The organism is Streptomyces sp. NPDC091972 (assembly GCF_044756385.1).
In the GTDB taxonomy this organism is placed as follows: domain Bacteria; phylum Actinomycetota; class Actinomycetes; order Streptomycetales; family Streptomycetaceae; genus Streptomyces.
In genome coordinates, this window is record NZ_JBIVSV010000024.1 from 1 (window position 1) to 19,701 (window position 19,701).

The 19,701-nt window shown below is 66.6% G+C and carries 18 protein-coding genes and 4 pseudogenes; 10 read left to right on the forward strand and 12 right to left on the reverse strand.

The features are described from left to right. Positions 1–109: 109 nt before the first annotated feature. Entirely contained in the window at positions 110–280 is a 171-nt protein-coding gene (locus ACIQJT_RS40510; RefSeq protein WP_402650475.1) for a hypothetical protein, read from the forward strand. Positions 281–831: 551 nt separating this feature from the next. Here ACIQJT_RS40510 and ACIQJT_RS40515 read toward each other — a convergent pair. From ACIQJT_RS40515 to ACIQJT_RS40535, 5 genes are all read right to left on the reverse strand, one after another. Then, entirely contained in the window at positions 832–1,281 is a 450-nt protein-coding gene (locus tag ACIQJT_RS40515; RefSeq protein ID WP_402650476.1) for an ATP-binding protein, read from the reverse strand. A gap of 288 nt (positions 1,282–1,569) precedes the next feature. Then, entirely contained in the window at positions 1,570–2,415 is an 846-nt protein-coding gene (locus ACIQJT_RS40520) for an alpha/beta fold hydrolase (RefSeq protein ID WP_402650477.1), read from the reverse strand. A 63-nt stretch (positions 2,416–2,478) separates the two neighbouring features. Next, complete coding sequence (locus tag ACIQJT_RS40525; protein WP_402650478.1) at positions 2,479–3,654, reverse strand: DUF5624 domain-containing protein; 1,176 nt, start codon at positions 3,652–3,654, stop codon at positions 2,479–2,481. Between the two features lie 35 nt (positions 3,655–3,689). Next, positions 3,690–4,790, reverse strand: a complete 1,101-nt coding sequence (locus ACIQJT_RS40530; protein WP_402650479.1) for a hypothetical protein — start codon at positions 4,788–4,790, stop codon at positions 3,690–3,692. Between the two features lie 39 nt (positions 4,791–4,829). Then, positions 4,830–5,429 (reverse strand): TetR/AcrR family transcriptional regulator, encoded by a 600-nt coding sequence (locus tag ACIQJT_RS40535; protein WP_402650520.1) that lies wholly within the window; start codon positions 5,427–5,429, stop codon positions 4,830–4,832. A gap of 237 nt (positions 5,430–5,666) precedes the next feature. On the opposite strand from ACIQJT_RS40535, the gene ACIQJT_RS40540 reads away from it, so the two are divergent. The 6 genes from ACIQJT_RS40540 (at position 5,667) to ACIQJT_RS40565 (ending at position 12,624) form a co-directional block, all read left to right on the forward strand. After that, positions 5,667–6,374, forward strand: a complete 708-nt coding sequence (locus ACIQJT_RS40540; RefSeq protein ID WP_402650480.1) for a GntR family transcriptional regulator — start codon at positions 5,667–5,669, stop codon at positions 6,372–6,374. Between the two features lie 234 nt (positions 6,375–6,608). After that, entirely contained in the window at positions 6,609–7,517 is a 909-nt protein-coding gene (locus ACIQJT_RS40545; protein WP_402650521.1) for an NAD(P)-dependent oxidoreductase, read from the forward strand. After that, positions 7,517–9,238, forward strand: coding sequence for a dihydroxy-acid dehydratase (locus ACIQJT_RS40550; protein ID WP_402650482.1), 1,722 nt, complete (start codon positions 7,517–7,519; stop codon positions 9,236–9,238). The genes ACIQJT_RS40545 and ACIQJT_RS40550 overlap by 1 nt, the downstream gene beginning before the upstream one ends. A gap of 16 nt (positions 9,239–9,254) precedes the next feature. Beyond that, positions 9,255–10,172 (forward strand): fumarylacetoacetate hydrolase family protein, encoded by a 918-nt coding sequence (locus ACIQJT_RS40555; RefSeq protein WP_402650483.1) that lies wholly within the window; start codon positions 9,255–9,257, stop codon positions 10,170–10,172. Beyond that, positions 10,169–11,773 (forward strand): FAD-dependent monooxygenase, encoded by a 1,605-nt coding sequence (locus ACIQJT_RS40560; RefSeq protein ID WP_402650484.1) that lies wholly within the window; start codon positions 10,169–10,171, stop codon positions 11,771–11,773. Before ACIQJT_RS40555 ends, ACIQJT_RS40560 begins: the two co-directional genes overlap by 4 nt. Then, complete coding sequence (locus tag ACIQJT_RS40565) at positions 11,770–12,624, forward strand: TIM barrel protein (RefSeq protein WP_402650485.1); 855 nt, start codon at positions 11,770–11,772, stop codon at positions 12,622–12,624. Before ACIQJT_RS40560 ends, ACIQJT_RS40565 begins: the two co-directional genes overlap by 4 nt. 271 nt (positions 12,625–12,895) lie before the next feature. Here the strand turns inward: ACIQJT_RS40565 and ACIQJT_RS40570 are convergent. The 6 genes and pseudogenes from ACIQJT_RS40570 to ACIQJT_RS40595 form a co-directional block, all read right to left on the reverse strand. Then, positions 12,896–13,819: pseudogene (locus ACIQJT_RS40570) on the reverse strand (transposase family protein). Between the two features lie 58 nt (positions 13,820–13,877). Beyond that, a pseudogene (locus tag ACIQJT_RS40575) lies at positions 13,878–14,556 on the reverse strand (12-oxophytodienoate reductase); the annotation flags it as partial. Positions 14,557–14,586: 30 nt separating this feature from the next. Then, positions 14,587–14,847 (reverse strand): hypothetical protein, encoded by a 261-nt coding sequence (locus ACIQJT_RS40580; protein ID WP_402650522.1) that lies wholly within the window; start codon positions 14,845–14,847, stop codon positions 14,587–14,589. Positions 14,848–14,900: 53 nt separating this feature from the next. Beyond that, a pseudogene (locus ACIQJT_RS40585) lies at positions 14,901–15,734 on the reverse strand (enoyl-[acyl-carrier-protein] reductase FabV); the annotation flags it as partial. A 570-nt stretch (positions 15,735–16,304) separates the two neighbouring features. Beyond that, positions 16,305–16,496, reverse strand: a pseudogene (locus tag ACIQJT_RS40590) (nucleotidyltransferase family protein); the annotation flags it as partial. Between the two features lie 351 nt (positions 16,497–16,847). Beyond that, positions 16,848–17,078 (reverse strand): hypothetical protein, encoded by a 231-nt coding sequence (locus ACIQJT_RS40595; RefSeq protein ID WP_402650486.1) that lies wholly within the window; start codon positions 17,076–17,078, stop codon positions 16,848–16,850. Between ACIQJT_RS40595 and ACIQJT_RS40600 the strand changes: the two genes are divergently transcribed. From ACIQJT_RS40600 to ACIQJT_RS40610, 3 genes are all read left to right on the forward strand, one after another. Further along, positions 17,065–17,289 (forward strand): hypothetical protein, encoded by a 225-nt coding sequence (locus ACIQJT_RS40600; protein ID WP_402650487.1) that lies wholly within the window; start codon positions 17,065–17,067, stop codon positions 17,287–17,289. The two genes, ACIQJT_RS40595 and ACIQJT_RS40600, sit on opposite strands and share 14 nt — an antisense overlap. A 182-nt stretch (positions 17,290–17,471) precedes the next feature. Then, positions 17,472–18,338, forward strand: a complete 867-nt coding sequence (locus ACIQJT_RS40605; protein ID WP_402650523.1) for a LamG domain-containing protein — start codon at positions 17,472–17,474, stop codon at positions 18,336–18,338. A 28-nt stretch (positions 18,339–18,366) separates the two neighbouring features. Continuing rightward, positions 18,367–18,831, forward strand: a complete 465-nt coding sequence (locus ACIQJT_RS40610; RefSeq protein WP_402650488.1) for a hypothetical protein — start codon at positions 18,367–18,369, stop codon at positions 18,829–18,831. A gap of 256 nt (positions 18,832–19,087) precedes the next feature. Here ACIQJT_RS40610 and ACIQJT_RS40615 read toward each other — a convergent pair whose 3' ends face one another. Then, positions 19,088–19,699 (reverse strand): TetR/AcrR family transcriptional regulator, encoded by a 612-nt coding sequence (locus tag ACIQJT_RS40615; RefSeq protein ID WP_402650489.1) that lies wholly within the window; start codon positions 19,697–19,699, stop codon positions 19,088–19,090. Positions 19,700–19,701: the final 2 nt, after the last annotated feature.

Sequence of the window (19,701 nt, forward strand, 5' to 3'; positions counted from 1 at the left end):
CGCCGTTGATGTGCGGCGAAGCCCGCCAGCACCGCGCCGCCGGCGGCGAGCATGGCCCAGGACCAGCCTGGCCAGCCATGTGCGCCGCCCTGGATGAGCGGATAGACCAGTGCGCAAGGGACAGAACCCGTCCGTCGCCAGCATCTACCGGGCGCTCGCCGAGCGCGCCAAGCGCGAGGCGTACCCCGAAGCCGTCGAGGCGGCGCATGCCGACTTCGCCGCCCTCCAGCCTGGCGAACGCCCGGGCCCGTGTATGGCGACGGCGGAGGCCGCCCGGTAACGCCGTACTACGTCAGCGGCTTCCGCTAATTTCCGTTCCGATACTCCTCGAGGGCCAAGTCGTCGAACAGAACGGTGACCAAGTAGTCCAAGTCCTCGAACTCCTGCGGCCGCAGTCTGACATCACGCGGCCAGGACGTACTCGCAAGGGCGAGGACCGCTGGCACAACATGAAGTCGGGAGACTGGGAACTCAATGCCGTGATCCGTCACTTAGCGAGCCTGCTGACAGAGTAAGGCACCCCACCAACTGGGCAGTACGCCTATTCACGGAACTGCGGACGGAGCCGTTTCAAAGGCCCCCATCAGCACGTGTCTGCCGCAGTCAGACGACGCGGTGAAGGCGCACGGGGCCTCTGATGCCGATCTCCAATCCGGCACGAGCTGATGGCTGTGACTCAGGCTGGTAGGGACCGTTGTCATCGACCCGAGCAAGTCGTCCCGGCTGCGTGAGGCGAGGTTGTACCGCTGATGCAAGTCAACACGGACCGGGGCGGGGGAGGCGGACGCCGCGGGGTCAGGTCCCACCCGGTCTCCGGTCAGCCTGCGGCGTTCACGCCGCTGCAGCCGCCTGCTTGCCCACGCGGGCGACGGCGCGCGTGCCGGACGGGCTGCGGTGCAGTGCGAATCCCTCGGCGTAGGCGTGCGTGATGTCCAGACCCCTGCCGCTCGTTGCTGTTTTCGCGAGGCGCTCGTTCTGGGGAGCCTTCCATTGGCCGCGATCTGCGACTTCGACTTCGACCGACTGTGATCCGTTGCGTAGTGCGAGCTGCATGTCAGGACTGCCGCTGTGCAGGCACACGTTCGTGGCCAGTTCGCTCACGATGACCATGAGGGCGTATGCGGTATCTGCGGATAGAGCCCACTGCTCTGCGGCCGCGCGCACGATGCGTCGGCATGTCGGCACGCTGGCAGATGAGCTTGCGAGCTCGTACGAGAACATGTCCGGTCGGGCGCTTGCGTGGCCGAGCTGGTCAGCCGCCGTTGTCTGCATGGTGCTCATTTGACGTACCTCCCGCCGTAAGGGAAGAGGGGGAATCCCTTGGCTGGCTTGGATGGATGGCTTTCATGCAGCGGGCTGGTGATGTTCCGGTCGGTGCTGCGGGGGGCCGCCGGGGTGTGGCTGGCTTCGCGGGGTTTTGGATCTTTCCGGCGGTTGGCGGGTTATTGATCTCGCTACAACGCGCTTTAATAAATAGTTACGAGACATTTAAAAGATGTCAATAGAATGTTACAGATATATCTGTGAGGCCGCGGTTCGGTGCGAACCGCGGCCCCACAGATGAGTTCCCTACGCTGTAAGGAACGTGTCGATCAGCGAGTTCACCAGCTCGGGTCGTGTGGCGAAAGCGAAGTGATCTGTGCCCGGCAGTTCGGCGAGACGGGCCTTCTCGATGTTCGTACGCAGGTACAGCGAGACTCCCGAGGGGACTTCCTGGCCGATGGTGCTGGACATCAGCAGCGTCGGGACCTTGATCGCGGGCATGAGCGACCTGTCGTCGTCGAGAGAGATGTCGTTGAAGAATCCCAGCAGCGTTTCGACGCCGGCGTTGTAGCTCATCTCCCGGAAGCATGCATCGAGTTCAGCGGCCCGCTCGGGAGTCACGTCGGCGAAGACGACCTTGGGCTGCAGGACAGCGTCAGTGAGGCCCTTGATGCCGTTGTCCCGAGCGGCATGGGTGAAGTGCGCGATGCCCGCCTCGTCAAACCCGTATGGCCAGCCCTCGCCTCGTCGAAAGCGGGGGGAGCCGTTGATGACTGCGAGGCGACCGAGTAGATCGGGATGTTGGGCAGCGAAGCGCAAGGCCACATGGCCGGCGGAGGCGAAGCCCACCACGGTGGGCTTGTCGAGACGCAGGTGGGTGATGAGCGCTGCGAGGTCAGCGGTGTACAGCGAGGTGATGCCGCCGGATGGCTTGGGAGGCAGTTTGTCGGAGGCGCCGTATCCGCGCAGGTCCAGGAAGATGTTGCGGTAGCGGGGGTCGAAGTGCTTGCGCTGGGCTTCCCAGGACCTGGAGTCCAGAGGGAGGCCGTGGACCCACACGATTGTGTGGTTGCCGCTGCCGGTCTCGTAGTAGGCGACCTTGCCGTTTTCCACGTCAAGGAAGCGTGCGTCGTCGAAGGTGAGTGGGGCCATGGAGGTGGTGTGCTCCTGATGTGAGGGGGCGAACGCGGCACGCGGGCCGCCGCGCCGTCGCGGTTACGGGATGCCGGGGTAGGTCACGCCGTCCAGCCCGGGAACAGTGACCTTGGTGGGGTCGGTGTCGGCGGCAACCAGTTGGGTGACCGCATAGTCGGTCACGCAACCGGAGAGCAGTTGGCGGGGGTCTTCGAGGACCATGCGCAGGCGCGTGGTCATGGACCGCCAGTCGTCGGGGCTGTGGATGACGGGCATTTCGCTGATCTCGCTGACGGACAGATCGTCGACGTCGGGGGTGTCCAGGCGGCCCGGGGCGTACCGGGGCAGGCCCGGGAACATGAGGTCGCCCAATTCGACAGTGGCGCGGGTGTTGGACCAGATGCGGCGCAGGGGCTGTTCCAGGGCGATGACCTCAGACAGGTCGCCGTCTTGCGGGGTGGCGAACGTCGGGGCGTGGGGGGCCATGAAGAGGTGTTCCAGGGGGAGGCTGTAGCCGGAGGCACCCAGGATCATGGTGGCGACACTGGAAGTGTTCCAGGTCACGCCCGAGGTGGGTCGTCCCTGCTTGCCTGCGATCACCACCATCGCCCGCTGCCAGTCGATCTCCTGCGCCCGGAACCAGCGCAGGATGCGGTAGGAGATGTCCATGCCGGTGAGGAAGAACGTGGCGATCATCATCTGATTGATGGTGCCGTGGCCCTCCGCCTCGCCGACGGTCAGAAATTCGCTGCGCAGCGTGGAGGAATTGAACTGGACTTCGTCCGCCAAGCCGGCGCGCAGGTAGCGGGAGGTGAGGGCGAAGGCGTAGTCGGCCATCTCAGCGATGGCCTGTTCACGGCCTCGGTAGGCCTCCACGGCGATGGTGTCGCGCCACAGGGCGGTGCTGTTGGCGCGCCGGCTGCGTTCCACTTCGCGCAGCAGACGTTCGGCTTCCAGCCTCCATACGCCGGAGTCGTACTTCTCACGCAGTTGGACCAGGGTGGCTACGGCGGGTCCGAGGTGGGAGATGCCGGCCAGCTCCTTGAACCCGCGGGTGGAGAAGCGGAAGCCCTCAACCGACGGCATCTGGCCCTTGCCGGGATAGAGAGCGAAGTCGGCGCTGGTGGCGACGATGAGCGGGGCATCGGCGAGGTGTTCGGCGGCCGTGGTGGTCAGACGGGAACCAATGCTGGTGGGGCCGGCTGTGTAGGTGGTGAACAGCTCGACGAGTTCGGGGCTTTCATAGGCAGGTGCCATGGTGGCGACTTCCGATCCTGGGCAGTGGGGGCTGGTCAGCGGGTGAAGCGGTACAGCACGGTGCAGCTGGCGAAGCGGATGTCCGCGGTGAGGCTGTTGGACACGGCAAGCAGGAGCTCTTGGCCGTCGGGGATGGTTGCCACGTCCGTGGCACCAGTGGTGGCGAAGGTCTCGACGAGGGTGAGCCGATCGTCCTGCCACTGATAGATGGCGGAGTTGAGTGCCGTGGTGGGGTCGGCGGGCGTCCCCAGGACGAAGTTGACGCGCACGACGTATACGGTGCCGTCCTTGCCGTGGGCCACCGCGAACTCGCGAGCACCAGGGCCGGGCAGGGTCTGGTGGACGACGAACCTCTCGCCGTTCCATCGCAGCACCTGCGACTGGCTCTGGAGCCGGGCAACGAGCAGGTAGGTCGTGCCCTCGATGCTGAAGTGGGCGAAGGCGCGACCGTGGCGGTCGGCAAGATCTTGGTGCGGTTCGAATCGTTCGCCGTTCCAGCGGTACAACACCGACGGCCGCACGTGGTCGGCGTAGGCCAGGAAATGATGGCCGTCGAGGTCGAAAGCGTGCCAGTTGTAGCCCCACTTGGAGTCGACGTCCTGCAGGTGAGTGAAACGTTCGCCGTCCCAGTGGTAAATCTGCGAGGGCCGGTTGTCCTCCTCATGGCCGGGCACGACGACGCCCTGGGCCAGGGCAAGGAAGTGCTGCTCGCCAATGGAGAAGTGCTTCCACTGCTTGGCCGCGAATCCTTGGAAGGCCTGGAAGGGGAGGAACGTCTCGCCGTTCCACTCCAGAACGTGGGAGTCGGTGGCGTACTCGTAGGGCCCCTTGCCGCGCCTGATGCTCGCGACGGCGAGGAAGGCGCGTTCGCCGATGCGGAAGAACTCCGCGTCCTCGCCGCCGGGCGCGGGGATGCGCTGGAAGGGCTCGTACTCCTTGTCTCCGCGGCGCAGGAGCAGCAGGTCGGTGTCGCTGTCTCCGCCGTTCATGTCGATCTGGCTTCCGGGAATGTCGTAGGCCAGTTGCGGAATCGCCAGCAGGCGCATGCCGTCCACTTCGAACGGCTCCACGGCCCGGGCTCCCGAGGTGGGTATCGACTGGGTTTCGATCAGATGGGTGAGTGGGGTGAACTCCATGGAGTCCTCTCAGGGGTGGTACTCGACAGGTGGTTGGGTTCACTCGTGGGAAGCGTCGGTGTGCAAGATTCCGTGCGCGGCGAGACGGGTGAGGGTCTTGATGTGCACCTCGTCGTCGCCTGCTTCGAGAGTCGGCACGGTAGTGCGGCAGTAGTGCTCAAGCATGCAGACCAGGGCGTGGGCGGTGCGGGTGCAGTCCTCGTCGGCCGCTGTCAGATGCCGGGCTTCGGCCATGTGGGCTGACCAGGTGGCTACATGGCGCTCTTGCAGATGCTTCCAATGTTCAGAGAACTCGGTACTCATCAGCGACGCCTGGTAAATGCCGATCATCTGACCTTGGAAGGTCCGGTAGATGTCCCAGTAGGCGCGCACGTGCTGCTCGATGTGGCGTTCGTCGTGCAGCTTGTGACGGTGCCCGAGTTCTGTGCTGACGCGATCGTGCAGGGCGGTGGCGAAGTCCTCCGCGACCGAGCGCATCAGGTCGTCCTTGTCCGCGAAGTACCGGTAGAACACGCCGGCCGATTTGCCTGCCTCTGCGGTGATGTCGGTGATCTTTGTCGCCAGGTAGCCCTGGCGGGCGATCACCCGCAGGGCTGCGGCCTTCAGGTCCTGGGCGGAGCGCCTTCCCTTGGCCGTCATCTCCGTCACTGCTACCTCCATGAGTGAAACTGAATTCAGTTTCACTTCCGACCGGACGGATGTCAAACCGCATGGTGGCTGGCTCCTTGAACGGCGGGAGGGGGAGGGGGAGGGGGTGTGGGGTGATCGTCCGCTTCGACCGTAGGGCGGACGCGCCAGAGCGGCAACCGGTGCGGGTTACCGTAGGATCCCGTAAGTCTTGCAGTGGTATTTTTCCAATATCTTTATTGTGGGTGTATGACGGAACGACCTCGAGAGATCATCAAGGCGGTTCATCCGCACGCGAGCCTCGCCACGCGGCCGCTCTCACTCACGGACCAGGTCTACGAGCAGCTCAAGGAAGACATCCTTGAGGTGCGGTGCGGCCCCGGTGACGCGCTGATCGAAGCGGAACTGGCGCAACGCTACGGAGTCTCCAAAACGCCTGTGCGGGAGGCGCTGCGCCTGCTCGTGCAGGATGAATGGGTGGCGGTCATCCCCCGCAAGGGATACCTGGTGCGACCGGTCCATCTGGACGACATCCGCGAGATCTTCGAGATCCGGCACATGATCGAGCCTGACCTGGCAGCGAGGGCGGCCGCGCAAGCCTCGGAGGCCGCTCTGGAGCGGCTGGTTGCGCTGTGTTCAGACCAGGCGGATGCAGGCGTGGGCGTGGGGCCGTCACTGCAGGCGGCCCGTCACTTCCACCTTGAACTTGCCGTGTTGGCGGGCAATCGGCGAGTGATGACGGTACTCGGTCGGCAACTGGACGAAGTCCGCCGCCTGCACCACCTCATGCCCCGGGTCGAACCGCACATCACATCTCGGATTGAGCTGTCGGCTCATCGTGACATCGTCGAGGCCGTACACCGCCGTGATGCTGACGGTGCGCGTGCTCTTATGGCGGATCACCTGTCCGAAGTGGCCACTGCGATGGTGGAAGCATTCGTCGACGTGCGTCGATGACCCAAGACGCGGCATGGACCCACTCGTAGACGAGTCCATGCCGCGCCGCTCTGTGGCAGGGCAGAGCCGGTCAAACATGCCAACAGAAATATATCTGTAAGACACTATTGACATCTCATTAATACTCTAAGATCTTCGTGGCATGCCAGAAGGCGCATCCGTGGCCCGCGCCACATCGCACGATTCAGTCGCGACCTGCCCTGCGACCCCAGCGAAGGAGTGGTTGTGAGCCTGATGCCCAGGGTTGGCTTCGTCGGAGCCGGGGTCATGGGGCTGCCGATGGCCAGGCGACTTCAGGACGCCGGCCACTCGCTGATTGTCTACGCCCGAACGCCGGCGAAGGTGGCGGCGCTTCTAGAGGCCGGAGCAGAGCTCGCCGACAGTCCAGCCCAGCTCGCGGAGGGAAGCGATGTGATCGTCGGCTGCCTCCTGGATGAGAAGGCGGCTCGTGAAATCTATCTGGGGGAGCGCGGCATCATCCAGGCGGTCCGCAGCGGACAGCTGGTAATCGAGCACGCCACGATCGCGCCCCGCGTGGCCCGCGAGATCGCCGACCGTTTGGCCAGCCGCGGCGCGAACCTCATCGATGCGCCCGTCACCGGAGGTCCCCAGGCCGCTGTCACAGGGCAGCTGACGTGCATGGCGGGCGGCGGGAGAGAGCACATAGCGGCCGCACGAGACCTGCTGGCGACTTACTGCCGTGACGTCGTTCACGTCGGCCCCATCGGCCGGGGACTGGAGCTCAAGCTCGTCAATCAGTTGCTCGTCACCGTGCATGTCGCCGCAGCTGCCGAAGCAGCGACCATGATCGAGCGCCTGCACATTCCCGCCGACGTCGCCAAGACCGTGCTGATGTCGGGATGGGCGGCAAGTGCCATGCTGGATTACTGCCTGCCAGCAGCCCTGACACCCGACGCGACCCCCTCCGGGGCGACCATCGGCGGCCTCGCTGCGGTCCAAGACGCCGTCGCCGACCTCGCCTCGGCCCACGACCTGTCACTGCGGGTCTTCCCCGCGGCACGCGACGCCTTTGCCCTGCTGACAGCCGCCGGTGCCGGCGCCCAGGACATTGCGCAGCTCGCGCGGATCTATGACCACGAGCCCCTCGCACCCACACCATCTTCACCGGCGGAGGCGTACTGATGTCGCAAAACGACACCAAACAAGGCAACGGGGATGTGTTTTCCTCTTCTGACCGGGACGGCTTCATCCACCGAGCCTTCATGCGCGGAGCCGGACACAGCTCCGCAGCGCTGCGCCGCCGACCGGTCATCGGCATCTGCAACTCCTACAGCGAACTGAATCCTTGCAACGCGGGCCTGCGCGACCTCGCCCAGTCCGTAAAGCAGGGCGTCATCGCCGCCGGGGGCTTCCCACTGGAATTCCCGACTATCTCCCTGGCCGAGCCCTTCATTCGTCCCAGCACCCTCTATTTGCGCAACCTCATGGCCATCGACGTCGAGGAGATGATCGCCGCCTCGCCCATCGACGGGGTGGTGCTGCTCGGCGGATGCGACAAGACCGTCCCAGCTCAGCTCATGGGGGCGATCAGCGCAGGCAAACCCGCCATCATGGTCACTGCAGGCCCCCGCGCCACCGGCCGCCTGCACGGTGAGGCCCTCACCATCGACGATCTGTGGACCCTCTCCGACCGCCGTCGCGCCGGCGAACTCGACGACGACGAATGGCAGGCCATCGAAGGCAGCCTCGTGCCCGGCGTAGGAACCTGCAACGTTCTGGGCACCGCCGTCACCATGGCCATGATCGCCGAAACGCTCGGCATGTCCTTGCCCGGCTCCAGCCTTCTGCCCGCGACCAGTGGCGCCCGAGCCGCCCTCGCCGAGGACACCGGTCGACGAGCCGTAGAACTGACCCGCAGCGGACAGACCCCCACGGATTTCGTCACCCCCGCAGCCCTGGAGAACGCCTTCCGCATGCTGTGCGCCGTCAGCGGCTCCACCAACGCGGTCATCCACCTGGAGGCCATCGCCGGCAGGATCGGCCACCGACTGGGTCTGCACGTCATGGCAGAGCTGAGCCAGTCAACTCCCGTCCTGGCCCAGGTGCGCCCCTCCGGACCGCACCTTCTCGAGGACCTCCATGAGGCTGGCGGACTCCCCGCCGTCCTGAACGAACTGCAGCCGATGCTCCATACCGACGCCCTGGCCGGCACAGGGCAGACGTGGTCCCAGGTGCTCGGCTCAGTGACATCTCAGAAGCATCCCGCGCTTCGATCCGCAGCGGACCCTGTCTTTGCCGCCGGAGGACTGGCCATGCTCCATGGCAGCCTCGCCCCGGCCGGAGCAGTCCTCAAACGCTCCGCAGCCGACCCCCGCCTCTGGCAGCACCGAGGACCCGCCGTCGTCTTCGACGGAGTCGCCGACCTCAACGCCCGCATCGACGACCCCGCCCTAGGCATCACCAAGGACTCTGTCCTGGTCCTGCGAGGAGCCGGACCCGTAGGCGGACCCGGTATGCCCGAAGTGGGACAGCTTCCCATTCCCAGAGCACTGCTGCACCAAGGAGTCACCGACATGGTGCGCGTCTCCGACGCGCGCATGAGCGGCACTGCCACCGGAACCGTCGTACTGCACGTCGCACCTGAATCAGCAGAGGGCGGCCCCCTCGCCCTCGTCCGGAACGGCGACCCCATCGTTCTCGACGCCGTCGAGGGCCGCCTGGATCTCGACGTCGACGCCGAAGAACTACGCCGCCGCACTCCCGCGACTGCAGCACCCGCCCCCCGACGCGGCTACGCCGCCCTCTACCGCCGCCACATCACCCAGGCACCCGAAGGCTGCGACTTCGACTTCCTGACCGCCACGGCCGAGCCGCCTGTGGCCACCCGACCCACCGACCACTGACCAGAGGAGAAGAGCCGTGAAGATTGTCAGTTTCGGACCTCCCCGCAGCGAGCAGCCCGGCGTCCTGCTGGGCGACGAACAGACCATCCTGCCCCTGCCTCCGGTCCTCGCACGGGCAGGCCTGCCCACGCTGGACACCAACGCCATCCTCGCTTTCCTCCCCTACCTTCAGCCGATCATCGAGGAAGCGGCGAAGGACCCCCGCGAGACCGTCGCACTCGGATCCGTCCGTCTGGGACCGCCCGTCCCGAAGCCCGAGAAAATCATCGTCGCGGGCGGCAACTACCAGTCCCACGTCGATGAGGCTTCCGGGAAGAAGAACGCTCCTTCCCCCTCCGAGCCCTTGCTGATCTTCAAGCCCTCCAACACGGTGATCGGCCCGAACGACGCCCTGGTACGCCCTCGGGAGACCGAACAGCTCGACTACGAGACAGAGATCGCAGTCGTCATCGGACGGGGCGGACATCGCATCACCCGCGAAAACGCCTACGACCACGTCGCCGGCTACATGATCGGCAACGATGTCACTGCACGCGACATGGCCTTCAAGGACATCGAGCTGAGCCCCCTGTACTCCCAGATCACCCGTGCCAAGGGCATTCCCACCGGCGCGCCCTTCGGGCCCTGGCTGGTGACCAAGGACGAGATCCCCGACCCCCACAACCTGCAGCTGCGCTGCTGGGTCAACGGCGAGCTGCGCCAGGACGGCTGGAGCTCCGAGATGATCGTCGACATCCCGGGCCTCATCTCCGACTTCAGCAACGTGCTGGAACTCTCGCCCGGTGACATCATCTACACCGGCACCACCACCGGCTGCGGAGCCTTCCAGAACCCGCCCACCTTCCTCTTCGAGGGCGACGTGGTCCGTATGGAAATCACCGGTCTGGGCGTCATGGAGACCCCGATCGCCGACGCGACCGGAGCTGCACAGTGAGTGACACCCAACTTCTGATCGTCGGAGGCGGCCCCGTCGGCCTCAGCGCCGCTCTGCTCGCCTCCCAACACGGCATCCCATGCATGTTGGTCGAGAAATTCCCCCAGCCTTTCGCCCACCCCAAAGCCCGGGGCGTCCGCGACCGGGGCATGGAACTGTTCCGCTTCTTCGGCCTGGAGAAGGAGATCCGAGCCCAGGCCACCCACACCCCAAAGCACGGCTTCGTCTACTGCGACTCACTGAGTGGCGAAGAATTCGGTCGCACACCGCCAGGCCCGGAAGACACCACCCTGGGACCGGTCGGCTCCTGCCGCATCCCGCAGGACTCCCTGGAACGCATCCTGCGAGAGCGGGTCGCCGCCGCTCCCGGCGTCGAAGCTCACTTCGGCACCACGGTCCACAGCCTCACCCAGGAAGGCAACCAGGTCCGTGCCCTCCTAGAGCCCACCAACGGCGGGGACCAGCACGCTGTCACTGCGCAGTACGTCATCGCCTGCGACGGCGCAGCCAGCCCCCTCCGAGCCGCGCTCGACATCCCCATGGAAGGGGAAACCGTCGGTTACTGGCAGAGCGTCTACTGGCACGGCGACATCTCCGACGTCATGGGCGACCGTAGCGCCATCCAATTCCTGACGGCCGCAGAGGACGGTGGATTCGTCACCGTGGCTCCAGTGGACGGCCACACACGCTGGCTTACCTTCCGGATGCGCAGCAAGGACAGCGGACACCCGGGCCTGCTCACCGAGACCCAGGCCCAGGGCCTCATCGAAGCCGCCGTCGGTCGACCTTGCCGCGCCGAGATCATGAGTGCCGCCACCTATGCAGTAGAGGCCCGCGTGGCCGCGCGCTATCGAGCCGGCTCCGTCTTCCTCGCCGGAGACGCAGCCCATGTCTTCCCGCCCACCGGCGGCTTCGGCCTCAACACCGGGGTCCAGGACGCGCACAACCTGGTCTGGAAGATCGCCCTGGTCCTCAAGGGCGTGGCTCCACGGGAACTGCTGGACACCTACGAGAGCGAACGCCGCCCCGTCGCGCAGTCGAACGCTCAATGGAGCAAGGAAAACGCCCAGCGGTTCGATGCTGTCTGGGAGCGCATCATCACCAAGGCACCCGCCGGTGACCCCATCGAGCGCCAGCGCGCCCACCTCGCCGCCATCGAACGGGACCTTGCCTTCCGCTACACCGAGGGCGCCCTGGCCGGCGGCACGGAGACCGTAGACGAAGCGAACCCGTTCAGCGCCGCCGTGGGCAGACGCGCACCGCACCTGTGGCTGGGCTCCCCAGGCGAGCGCTCCCTCCTCGATCTCCTCGACGGCCGCTTCACCCTGCTCTACGGGCTGGTCGGAGACCCCTGGCAGGAAGCCGCCGCAAGCATCGGCACCCACCTGCACCTGCCCCTCCATGCACTGCGAGTGCCCAGCGCCGCATGCGATGTGGACCCGGCCGAATTCGATCGGCTCTACGGCATCTCGCCAGGCGGAGCAGTCCTCGTACGCCCGGACGGCCATGTGGCCTGGATGCACGGGGATGCGCAGCCAGGTGACCACACCACGCTCCTCGCCGAAGCGCTGCGTCGAACGCTGGCCGGGGAAGGACTGTGACCACCGCCGCAGGCGACCGCTACGCGCTGAACATTTCGCTGCCCCCCTTGCGGGGGCAGCCGCTGGCACCGCGCATAGTCGCCGCCGCGGCTGCCGGCTTCTCACTGGTGGAAACCTGGTGGCCGTTCCCCACGGAGCATCCTTCCCCATCACAGACCGAGGAACTGCGTACAGCGCTGACGAACGCTGGAACGCGGCTCGTCTGCATGAACATCGACGCGGGCGACTACGCGTCAGGCGAGCGGGGCATCCTCAGCGATCCTCGTCGGCAGCGGGCCTGCCAGTCGAGCATCCTGGCAGCGGTGCAATTTGCTTCCGAGGTCGGCTGTCACCTACTCAACCTCCCCTACGGCAATCGCCTGCCCGACATGTCCGAGGACGAACAGCATCAGACAGCCTTCGACAACCTGCTCTTCGCAGCCCGCCAGGCTCACAGCCATGGCATAACTGTCCTCGTGGAGGCCCTCAACCCGCTGGACAACCCCGGATACCTACTGACCGACCTGGGTATGGCAGCCGACATTGTGCACCGCACACACCAGAGGGGTACCCACAACACCGGGTTGCTTCTCGACGTCTACCACATTGCCCGGATGGGACAGGACCCAGTTCAGGCGATAGAGCGATACGCCAAGTCCCTCCGCCACGTTCAGTTCGCCGACACCCCCGGTCGCTCGTGCCCAGGGACAGGAGATCTGGATTTCGCCCGCGTCGTGGCGGCTCTGCGAGATGTCGCGTACGACGGGCTGATAGGACTGGAGTTCGACTCCCGCCCCGGCCACCATGACACCCCTGCTGACGCGCGTTCTTTCGCTGCACGTCATCCTCTGGTCGGTGACCCCGTCGGCTGAAACGACCGACCAACACACGTGTGCATCGGGCTAGGGTCGGCGAAGCCCGATGCACACTTACTGCCCTCACCCACCGCGTCCTACGAGACCGGACGGACTTCCCCAGGCTCGCACACGCCAAGACGCGGCGTGGCTGAGGTTGACCGATCGGCAACCGGGCTTACCTCAGAAGGTAAGAAGCCCACTGCCGCCACCGAGTCCCGTCGTGGACCAGTAACGAGTTGGTGCGCGATAGCGGGTGAGGTGTGTTCGGCCTGGCCGTGGCCGGTTTTCAGACGTTGGCGGTGCGGTCGGAGACGAGGCTGGCGATGGCGCGGTAGTTGTCGGGCAAAACATCTCGCCGGTGTGTCCAGCGGGTCAGTTGCTTCCAGCGTTTGTGATCGGCAAGGGCGTGTTCGACGGTGATGCGGTCGGACGAGTGCCGGTGTCGGTCGCGTTCCCACTGTTCGACTCTGCCGGGCAGTGCTCCCGGCCGCGGTTTTCTGGGCGGTGTGATCGCTTGACCACGGTGGTCGCGGCTCAAGCCCAGGTAGCCGTCGTCCAAGAGGACCTCGACGTCGGGGAAGTGCCGGAAGCAGACGGCGATGCACTCGTTGCGGGCGGCCGTGGCGTCGTGCATACGCCCAGGTCGCAGGGCATCGGTCCATAACGTGCGGCCTTGATCGTCGGCGATCACGGTGGCCTTCATCGTGTTCTGCTACTTCTTGCCCGAGACGAAGGCACGGCGTCCGCCGCGGCTGGCCGGTGGCCCGCGGACCTGGATTTCGGTGGCATCCAAACGCAGCTCGACGCCTTCGGCCTGGGCGTAGGCAAACACATCCGTCGGAGTCCGAAGCCGCAGGCCGGGACGGTCGGGGAACCGCGCACCCCCGCTCCGCCAGGAGCGTGCGCACCTCTCCGATCGCCCGGGTGACGGTGGAACGGTCAACACCGAACAGCAGCCCAGCACCGAGTGCGGCAGGTCGTGCCGCATATGGATCAGCGTGGCCACCAGCCGGTCGACGAACACCAACTGGTGACGGGCGCCAGCACCTGCGACCCGCTTCCTGGCACCAACTCGCGCAGCATGACAGCGGCCCTCGACGCCGGCCTGCCACGGCACCGCCAACTCCTCGACCAGAAAGGCGAGATGACGCCGAGAGAGCCCCGTGAGCGGTTGATGCGCCAGCACCACCCGATTGATCGTGATCGCCACACCCGGATCATGCCACCGGCTAGGAACGACGCCTCACCCGCTATCACGCACCAACTCGTTAGCTCAGCCCTTTCAGCGCCGCCGCGTCGTACGGCTTCAGTTCCTCGAACCGGCCCCCCAGGACCTTCGCTGCCCACTCCGGGTCCTGGAGCAGGGCGCGGCCGACGGAGACTAGGTCGAACTCGTCGCCTTCAAGACGGTCGAGGAGGTTGTCGATGCCCCGGACCGGGGCCCCCTCGCCGGCGAACGCGCGGATGAAGTCGCCGTCGAGCCCGACCGAGCGGACGGTGATGGTGGGCCTGCCGGTTAGCTTCTTGGTGGTCCAGCCAGCCAGGTTCAAGTCCGAGCCCTCGAACTCCGGTAGCCAGTAGCGGCGGGTGGAGGCGTGGAAGGCATCGACGCCGGCCGCAGCGAGCGGGGCCAGGATCGCCTCCAGCTCCTCCGGGATCTCGGCGAGCCTCGCGGTGTAAGCTCCCTGCTTCCACTGCGAGTAGCGAAAGATCACCGGAAAGTCGGGCTGGACGTTCTCGCGCACCGCGGTCACGATCTCGGCCCGCGAACTTCGTACGGGACACGGGGTCGCCGCCGTAGGCGTCGGTACGGCGGTTCGTCCCTGCCCGCAGGAACTGGTCGAGGAGGCAGCCGTGGGCGCCGTGCAATTCGACACCGTCGAAGCCGATGCGCTCGGCGGCCTCTGCGAAGGCGCCGATGACGTCGTTCAGGTCACGCTGGGTCATCCGCGCTGGTGGCAGAGGTGCTCCGTAACGCTATGCGGTCGGTGAGGGCCAGGGGACGGTGGTCTGGCTGGGGGTGTCGTAGTCGATGCCAGGGACGCTCCAGCCGTAGAGCTGGCCGACTTGTCTGCGGAACCAGTCAGTGTCGGCGTAATCGGTGACGTTGTCGGTGGTGATCTGGTCCCACAGGGTGCGGACCCGGCTCTGTACGGTGGTGTCGAGTTCCCAGCCATCGAGGCGAATGCGGCCGGTGTCGTCAAGGAGGAGGGGTCGTTCGCGTCGAGTTGAAGCCACAGAGCGTGCATCTGCTGGGCAGTGGTGTGGAAGCCGTGGTCGCCGAGGACGTAGTGGAGCAGGCTGGTGTAGAGGGCAATACTGGGGATGGCGGTGGAGGCCTGTGTGACGGCGGCTCCGGCGACGGCGGTGAAGGCGCGCCCGCCGCGGTCGGCGAGTTGAGTCCCAAGGTGGTGGGCAGTGGCTTCGAGGTGTTCCTTGGCGGCACCGATGGTGCCGTTACGGTAGATGGCGGCAGTCAGGTCGGAGCCGACGTAGGTGAGCGCGGTGGTGGTGAAGCCGTCGGCGAGGAGATCGGCCTGGGCTAGGGCGTCGATCCAGAGGTGCCAGTCCTCGCCGCCCATGACCTTGACGGTGGCCTCGTGTTCGGCGTCGGTGGCGGGTTGCAGGGTGGAGCTGCCGATGGCGGGGACGTTGTCGGTGAACTCCAAGGTCTTGGCGGTGTAGGCCTGGCCGAGGGGCTGGATGACGGAGTGGTGGACCTGGCCGGTGGCTGGGTCGGTGCGGCGTGGGGCGGCGATGCTGTAGATCAAGTGGTCGACCTTGCCGTGGCGCTGCGTCAGTTCCTTGACGACGTCGGCCTTGGCGGTGTCGGCAAAGGCGTCGGTGTTGAGGAAGGTCCAGCCGTTGGTGAGTTCGGCGGTGCGGGCGGCGCGGTACCAGCCGGCGGAGGCGGTGCGGCGCGGCCGTTCGGTGGCCTCGTAGGCGACGCCGACGCCGACCGCGCCGCGGCGGGCTGCAGCGAGTGTCGCGGCCAAGCCGTAGCCAGCGCTGAAGCCGACGACCACCACGACCGGACGCTTGCCCTCGGTGGCGTCCTGCTGCGGGAGTTGCTGCCAGAGCCGGTCGACGGTGGCGGCGGCGCCTTGCGGGTGGGCGTTGACCATGAGGAAGCCACGGCCTCCGGGGGTCAGGTGTCGTTCGCTCACGGGGTGGTAATCTTCCTGTTTCGGGATGCGGGTGTGCTAGGCCAGGGCTAGTAGCGCGCGGTTGTCCAGGCAGCCGAGGCAGTGTTCGAGATAGCCGCATCCTTAACGTAGTTGAGTTGTTCGAGGGGGACGGTGGCCCGCGGCGCCAGTTCACGGCGCTGAATCTTGTCGGTGTTGGTGAGGAGCTCCGGGGCCCGGGCTGTTGTACCAGTCCTCGATCGTCTCCGATGGGTGTCGTCGACCAGGTCCAGGCCGTCGGCGTGCCAGTGCCGGAGACGAAACCTATGTCTCACTCCTGGCGCGGCCCGGACCAGCATCGAAGGCAACCTCTCCCGGAACATGCGGCGCTGCGGACCGCGCCGCTCACGCTACCGTGGCCTGAACAAGACCCGTGTTCGCACGTGCTGACCGCACTGGCCTGCAACTTCGTCAGCATTGCCGTATGGGCGGACGGAATCTCACGACCACGACGACCCGAAGGTGACCGACGCGGGGTGGCGGGTTGAGCCGCTGAAGGAGACCGTGGAGCCTGATGCCGCTGATCGGCGGCCTGTCCGTGACTACGTTCCACACGGTCTGGAACAAGCACCCTGCCGTCACATACCACCCAGGCAGATCCAACGTCGCAGTCCGAGCCAGCACCTCCGTCAGCACATCGTTGCGCGACAGCACCGCGCGCAGGGACTCAAGTTGCTCGTCGAGAGGAAGTCGGCTGATCACCAACCCTGCCTACCACGGCTCGCCCGCCAGCGGGCTCGATCCACTTCAGAGGACCCTCGCCCCAGAGGCATTCCGGCAGTTCCAATACCCGACGTCACCATTAGTGGGTCAGCAACGAAGGTGGGAGGCAGTCGAGCGGGTCATGGCCATGCAGTTCGACCGGCGCGGCCGCCGGTGCGGCGCCAGGCCCAGCTCGTCCTGAACTCCGAGCACGCACGCCGGGCAGTCGGCGAGGTCGCCGATCCCTACGGTTTGTGCGCCGAGCCGTCCAACGTCGCCGCCGGCGGCCACGACTGCCCCGTCCGTTTCCGCTGCGTGGGCTGCGGCCATTTCCGCACCGACGTCTCCCATCTACCCGACCTGCAGTCCTACCTCGCCGACCTGCTGCGCAGCCGCGAACGCCTGGCCGCCTTCAGCGCCGATCAAGGACAGCGCGGGCCGCGTCCAGCAACTCACCCACGAGTCCGAGGACGGCGGCGAACTGCGCAAGGTCACCGATGTGATGTCGGGCCGCTCCTTGTCCTTCACCTGGTCCGGCAGGCACGTCGCCACCGTGACCACCAGCGCGGTGAACGCCAACACGCCCGGCCTGACCTGGAAGTACGCCTACTCCGGCGACCGCCTCATCTCCGTCTGCCCGCCAGCTTCGGCCACCAAGTGCACCGTGTACGCGTACGCCGACGGCTCGGTCTACCGCAGCGGCGTACTCGACTCGGCGCCCACCTCCTACGGCGGCTGGGCGAGAGCGAGGGCTCGGCGGCTGCCAGCGAAGCGGTCTCGCGCACCGGCCTGAACGACGCCGTTCACCGCGACACTCCTGCTCGGTGCTGACGCGGCGATCGCTGGTAGCACTGACACGGCGGTCGGCTTCGATGGCACGGACTCGGTGGTTGAGCTGTCCACGGACACCCTCAAGACGGCGGCGCGTCCCCGACGATCGAGCTGTGGTTCCAGACCAGCACGCCCTCGGGTGTCCTGGTCGGTTTCCAGAACGCCGAGCTGGGCGAGAAGCCCACCTCCTGGCGGCCGGTGCTGAACATCGACGGCGCGGGCAAACTGCGCGGCGAGTTCTACACCGCCGGAGGCGCCACGCCCATCGTGTCCTCCCAGGTGGTGACTGACGGCTCCTGGCATCACGCAGTGCTCACCGCCGCGGCAAACACCCAGACCCTCTACCTGGACGGGTCGAAGGTCGGCTCCCTGAACGGCGTTGTGACCGAACAGTCCCGTGACTACGCCTACCTGGGCGCCGGTTACGGGAGCTCAGGCTGGTGGGGCCTGGCCGAAGGCGAGTACCGCTTCACCGGGCAGATGGACGAAGTCGCCTTCTTCGACCACACCCTGGACCCGGCGACCATCACGGAGCACTACGTCTCGCGCACCGCGATCGGACAGATCACCAAGGTCATCCTGCCGTCCGGCCGTGTTCACGCCACCGCCGGATACGACCCGGTGAACGGGCGCCTGTCGCAGCACACCGATGAAAACGGCAGTCTCTGGAAGGTGTCGTTGCCGATGCGCCCGCCGGCTACTGGCGGCTCGGCGAGGCCCAGGGCACCGCGCTGGCCAGCGAGATCGGCGGCAGCGGCCTCACCGCCACCTTCCGGCCTGACGCGGGCAACGCCTCAAAGCTTGACCAGAGCGGTGTGTTCGGCGCGGGCGACAACCGTGCCGTCAAGCTCACCGGTGGTGCCACCGTTCAGATCCCCGGCTCGATCTTCGCAGGTGCCACGGACATGTCCGCCGAAATGTGGTTCCGTACCGCCACCCCGTCGGCCGTGCTGCTGGGCTTCCAGGACACGCCCGTCGGAACGGCCCCGACCTCCTGGCGCCCCCTGCTGAACATCGACGGCGCGGGCAAGCTCCGCGCTTGGACCAGCGCACCCTGCGTGCCGGAATCCGTTCCATGGGCCTCGACGACTTCCTGAGCTGCCGTATTCCCGGCACGGAGGTCCACCTCGGCATGTCCCGGAAGCTGTTCGCCGCCTGTGAGCGCCTCCACGAGGAAGACCTCGCCATCGCCCGGCGCACCCCGGGGCTGCGCGCCGAGGACCAGCCGCCCGCCGACCTGGAACTCAGCGACGAAGCCCTGGAAGAACAGCTACTCACCCAGCGGCGCACCTTCCGCGAACAGCAAGAGGAAGCCCGCCCACGAATGCGCGCTCTGCTCCGCGACGCCTACGAGCGAGGTGCAGCGAGGGACTGGAGCGACCTTCTTCGTCGTTCCCAGGAGCCGGAACTCGACTTGGAGGGCGACGAGAGTCTCCTCGAAGCGGCGACGCCGGAAACATACGTTGCCGTCAGCCGCTACGACCTGGCCCCCGCATTGACCTAGCGCCCACAGCAAACCCCACAGGTAACGCGCCACCCACCACCGCCGCGGCATCAACGCGAACACATCGGCAACGAACTTCGATAATTCACCCCGGAGTGGTTCCACCTCCCCAACCTCATACCGAGCAAAATTCCCACTACCAGGCAAGATCACCCGACGTAACGAAGCACTGCTAGTGCCGGGCAGATGGTGTCGCATATCAGCGGGTGCGGCCGCGCGACCGGCAGCGCGTCCAGCCTGGCCGTGTAGTGCCACGTCAGCTTGACGCTTCCTCCCGTCGCCGGTCATCGCCAGCTGGGGCGGGGACGGCGTTGTCGATGAGGACGGTGGCGATGGCGGCGGCGGTGGGGAAGGCGTCGGCGTTGAGGACCCGAGTGCGGGCAGCGGCGCCGTCGAGGAGCAGCGCGAGCTGTTCGCCGAGTTGCTCAGGGTCGGCGGCGCCGGCTTCTCGGGCGGTGTCGGCGAGCCGTGCGGCGACGGCTTTCTTGTACTCGCGTGCGTACTGGGATGCGGGGTGCTGGGGGTCGTGGAGCTCGACGGCGGCACCGATGTAGGGGCACAGGGGAGTGGTGGGGGGGACGTCGAAGGCGGCGAGAAGCCGTTCGCGGGGCGTGAGGTCGGTGCGGTCGAACACGCCGGACAGAACGGAGGGGTCGAACCGGCGCAGGTACTCGGCGACGAGTTCATCCTTGCCGGTGAAGTGCTGGTAGGCCGTTCGCTTGGACACCTCGGCCGCCGCGCAGAGCTGGTCCATGCCGGTGCGGTTGATGCCCTGCTCGCGGAACAACTGCTGGGACGCGCTGAGGATGCGCTCGCGGGCGCCCCGGCCGCGGCGGCGGCCCGTGGGGCCCTTCTCCAACTCCGTCATGG

What these genes read in the sequence shown, in the direction of transcription:
- ACIQJT_RS40540 (WP_402650480.1), top strand. Translation starts at nt 5,667, where the DNA reads ATGACGGAACGACCTCGAGAGATCATCAAGGCGGTTCATCCGCACGCG.
- ACIQJT_RS40530 (WP_402650479.1), bottom strand. Translation starts at nt 4,790, where the DNA reads ATGGAGTTCACCCCACTCACCCATCTGATCGAAACCCAGTCGATACCC.
- ACIQJT_RS40615 (WP_402650489.1), bottom strand. Translation starts at nt 19,699, where the DNA reads ATGACGGAGTTGGAGAAGGGCCCCACGGGCCGCCGCCGCGGCCGGGGC.
- ACIQJT_RS40545 (WP_402650521.1), top strand. Translation starts at nt 6,609, where the DNA reads ATGCCCAGGGTTGGCTTCGTCGGAGCCGGGGTCATGGGGCTGCCGATG.
- ACIQJT_RS40525 (WP_402650478.1), bottom strand. Translation starts at nt 3,654, where the DNA reads ATGGCACCTGCCTATGAAAGCCCCGAACTCGTCGAGCTGTTCACCACC.
- ACIQJT_RS40520 (WP_402650477.1), bottom strand. Translation starts at nt 2,415, where the DNA reads ATGGCCCCACTCACCTTCGACGACGCACGCTTCCTTGACGTGGAAAAC.
- ACIQJT_RS40535 (WP_402650520.1), bottom strand. Translation starts at nt 5,429, where the DNA reads ATGACGGCCAAGGGAAGGCGCTCCGCCCAGGACCTGAAGGCCGCAGCC.
- ACIQJT_RS40550 (WP_402650482.1), top strand. Translation starts at nt 7,517, where the DNA reads ATGTCGCAAAACGACACCAAACAAGGCAACGGGGATGTGTTTTCCTCT.
- ACIQJT_RS40515 (WP_402650476.1), bottom strand. Translation starts at nt 1,281, where the DNA reads ATGAGCACCATGCAGACAACGGCGGCTGACCAGCTCGGCCACGCAAGC.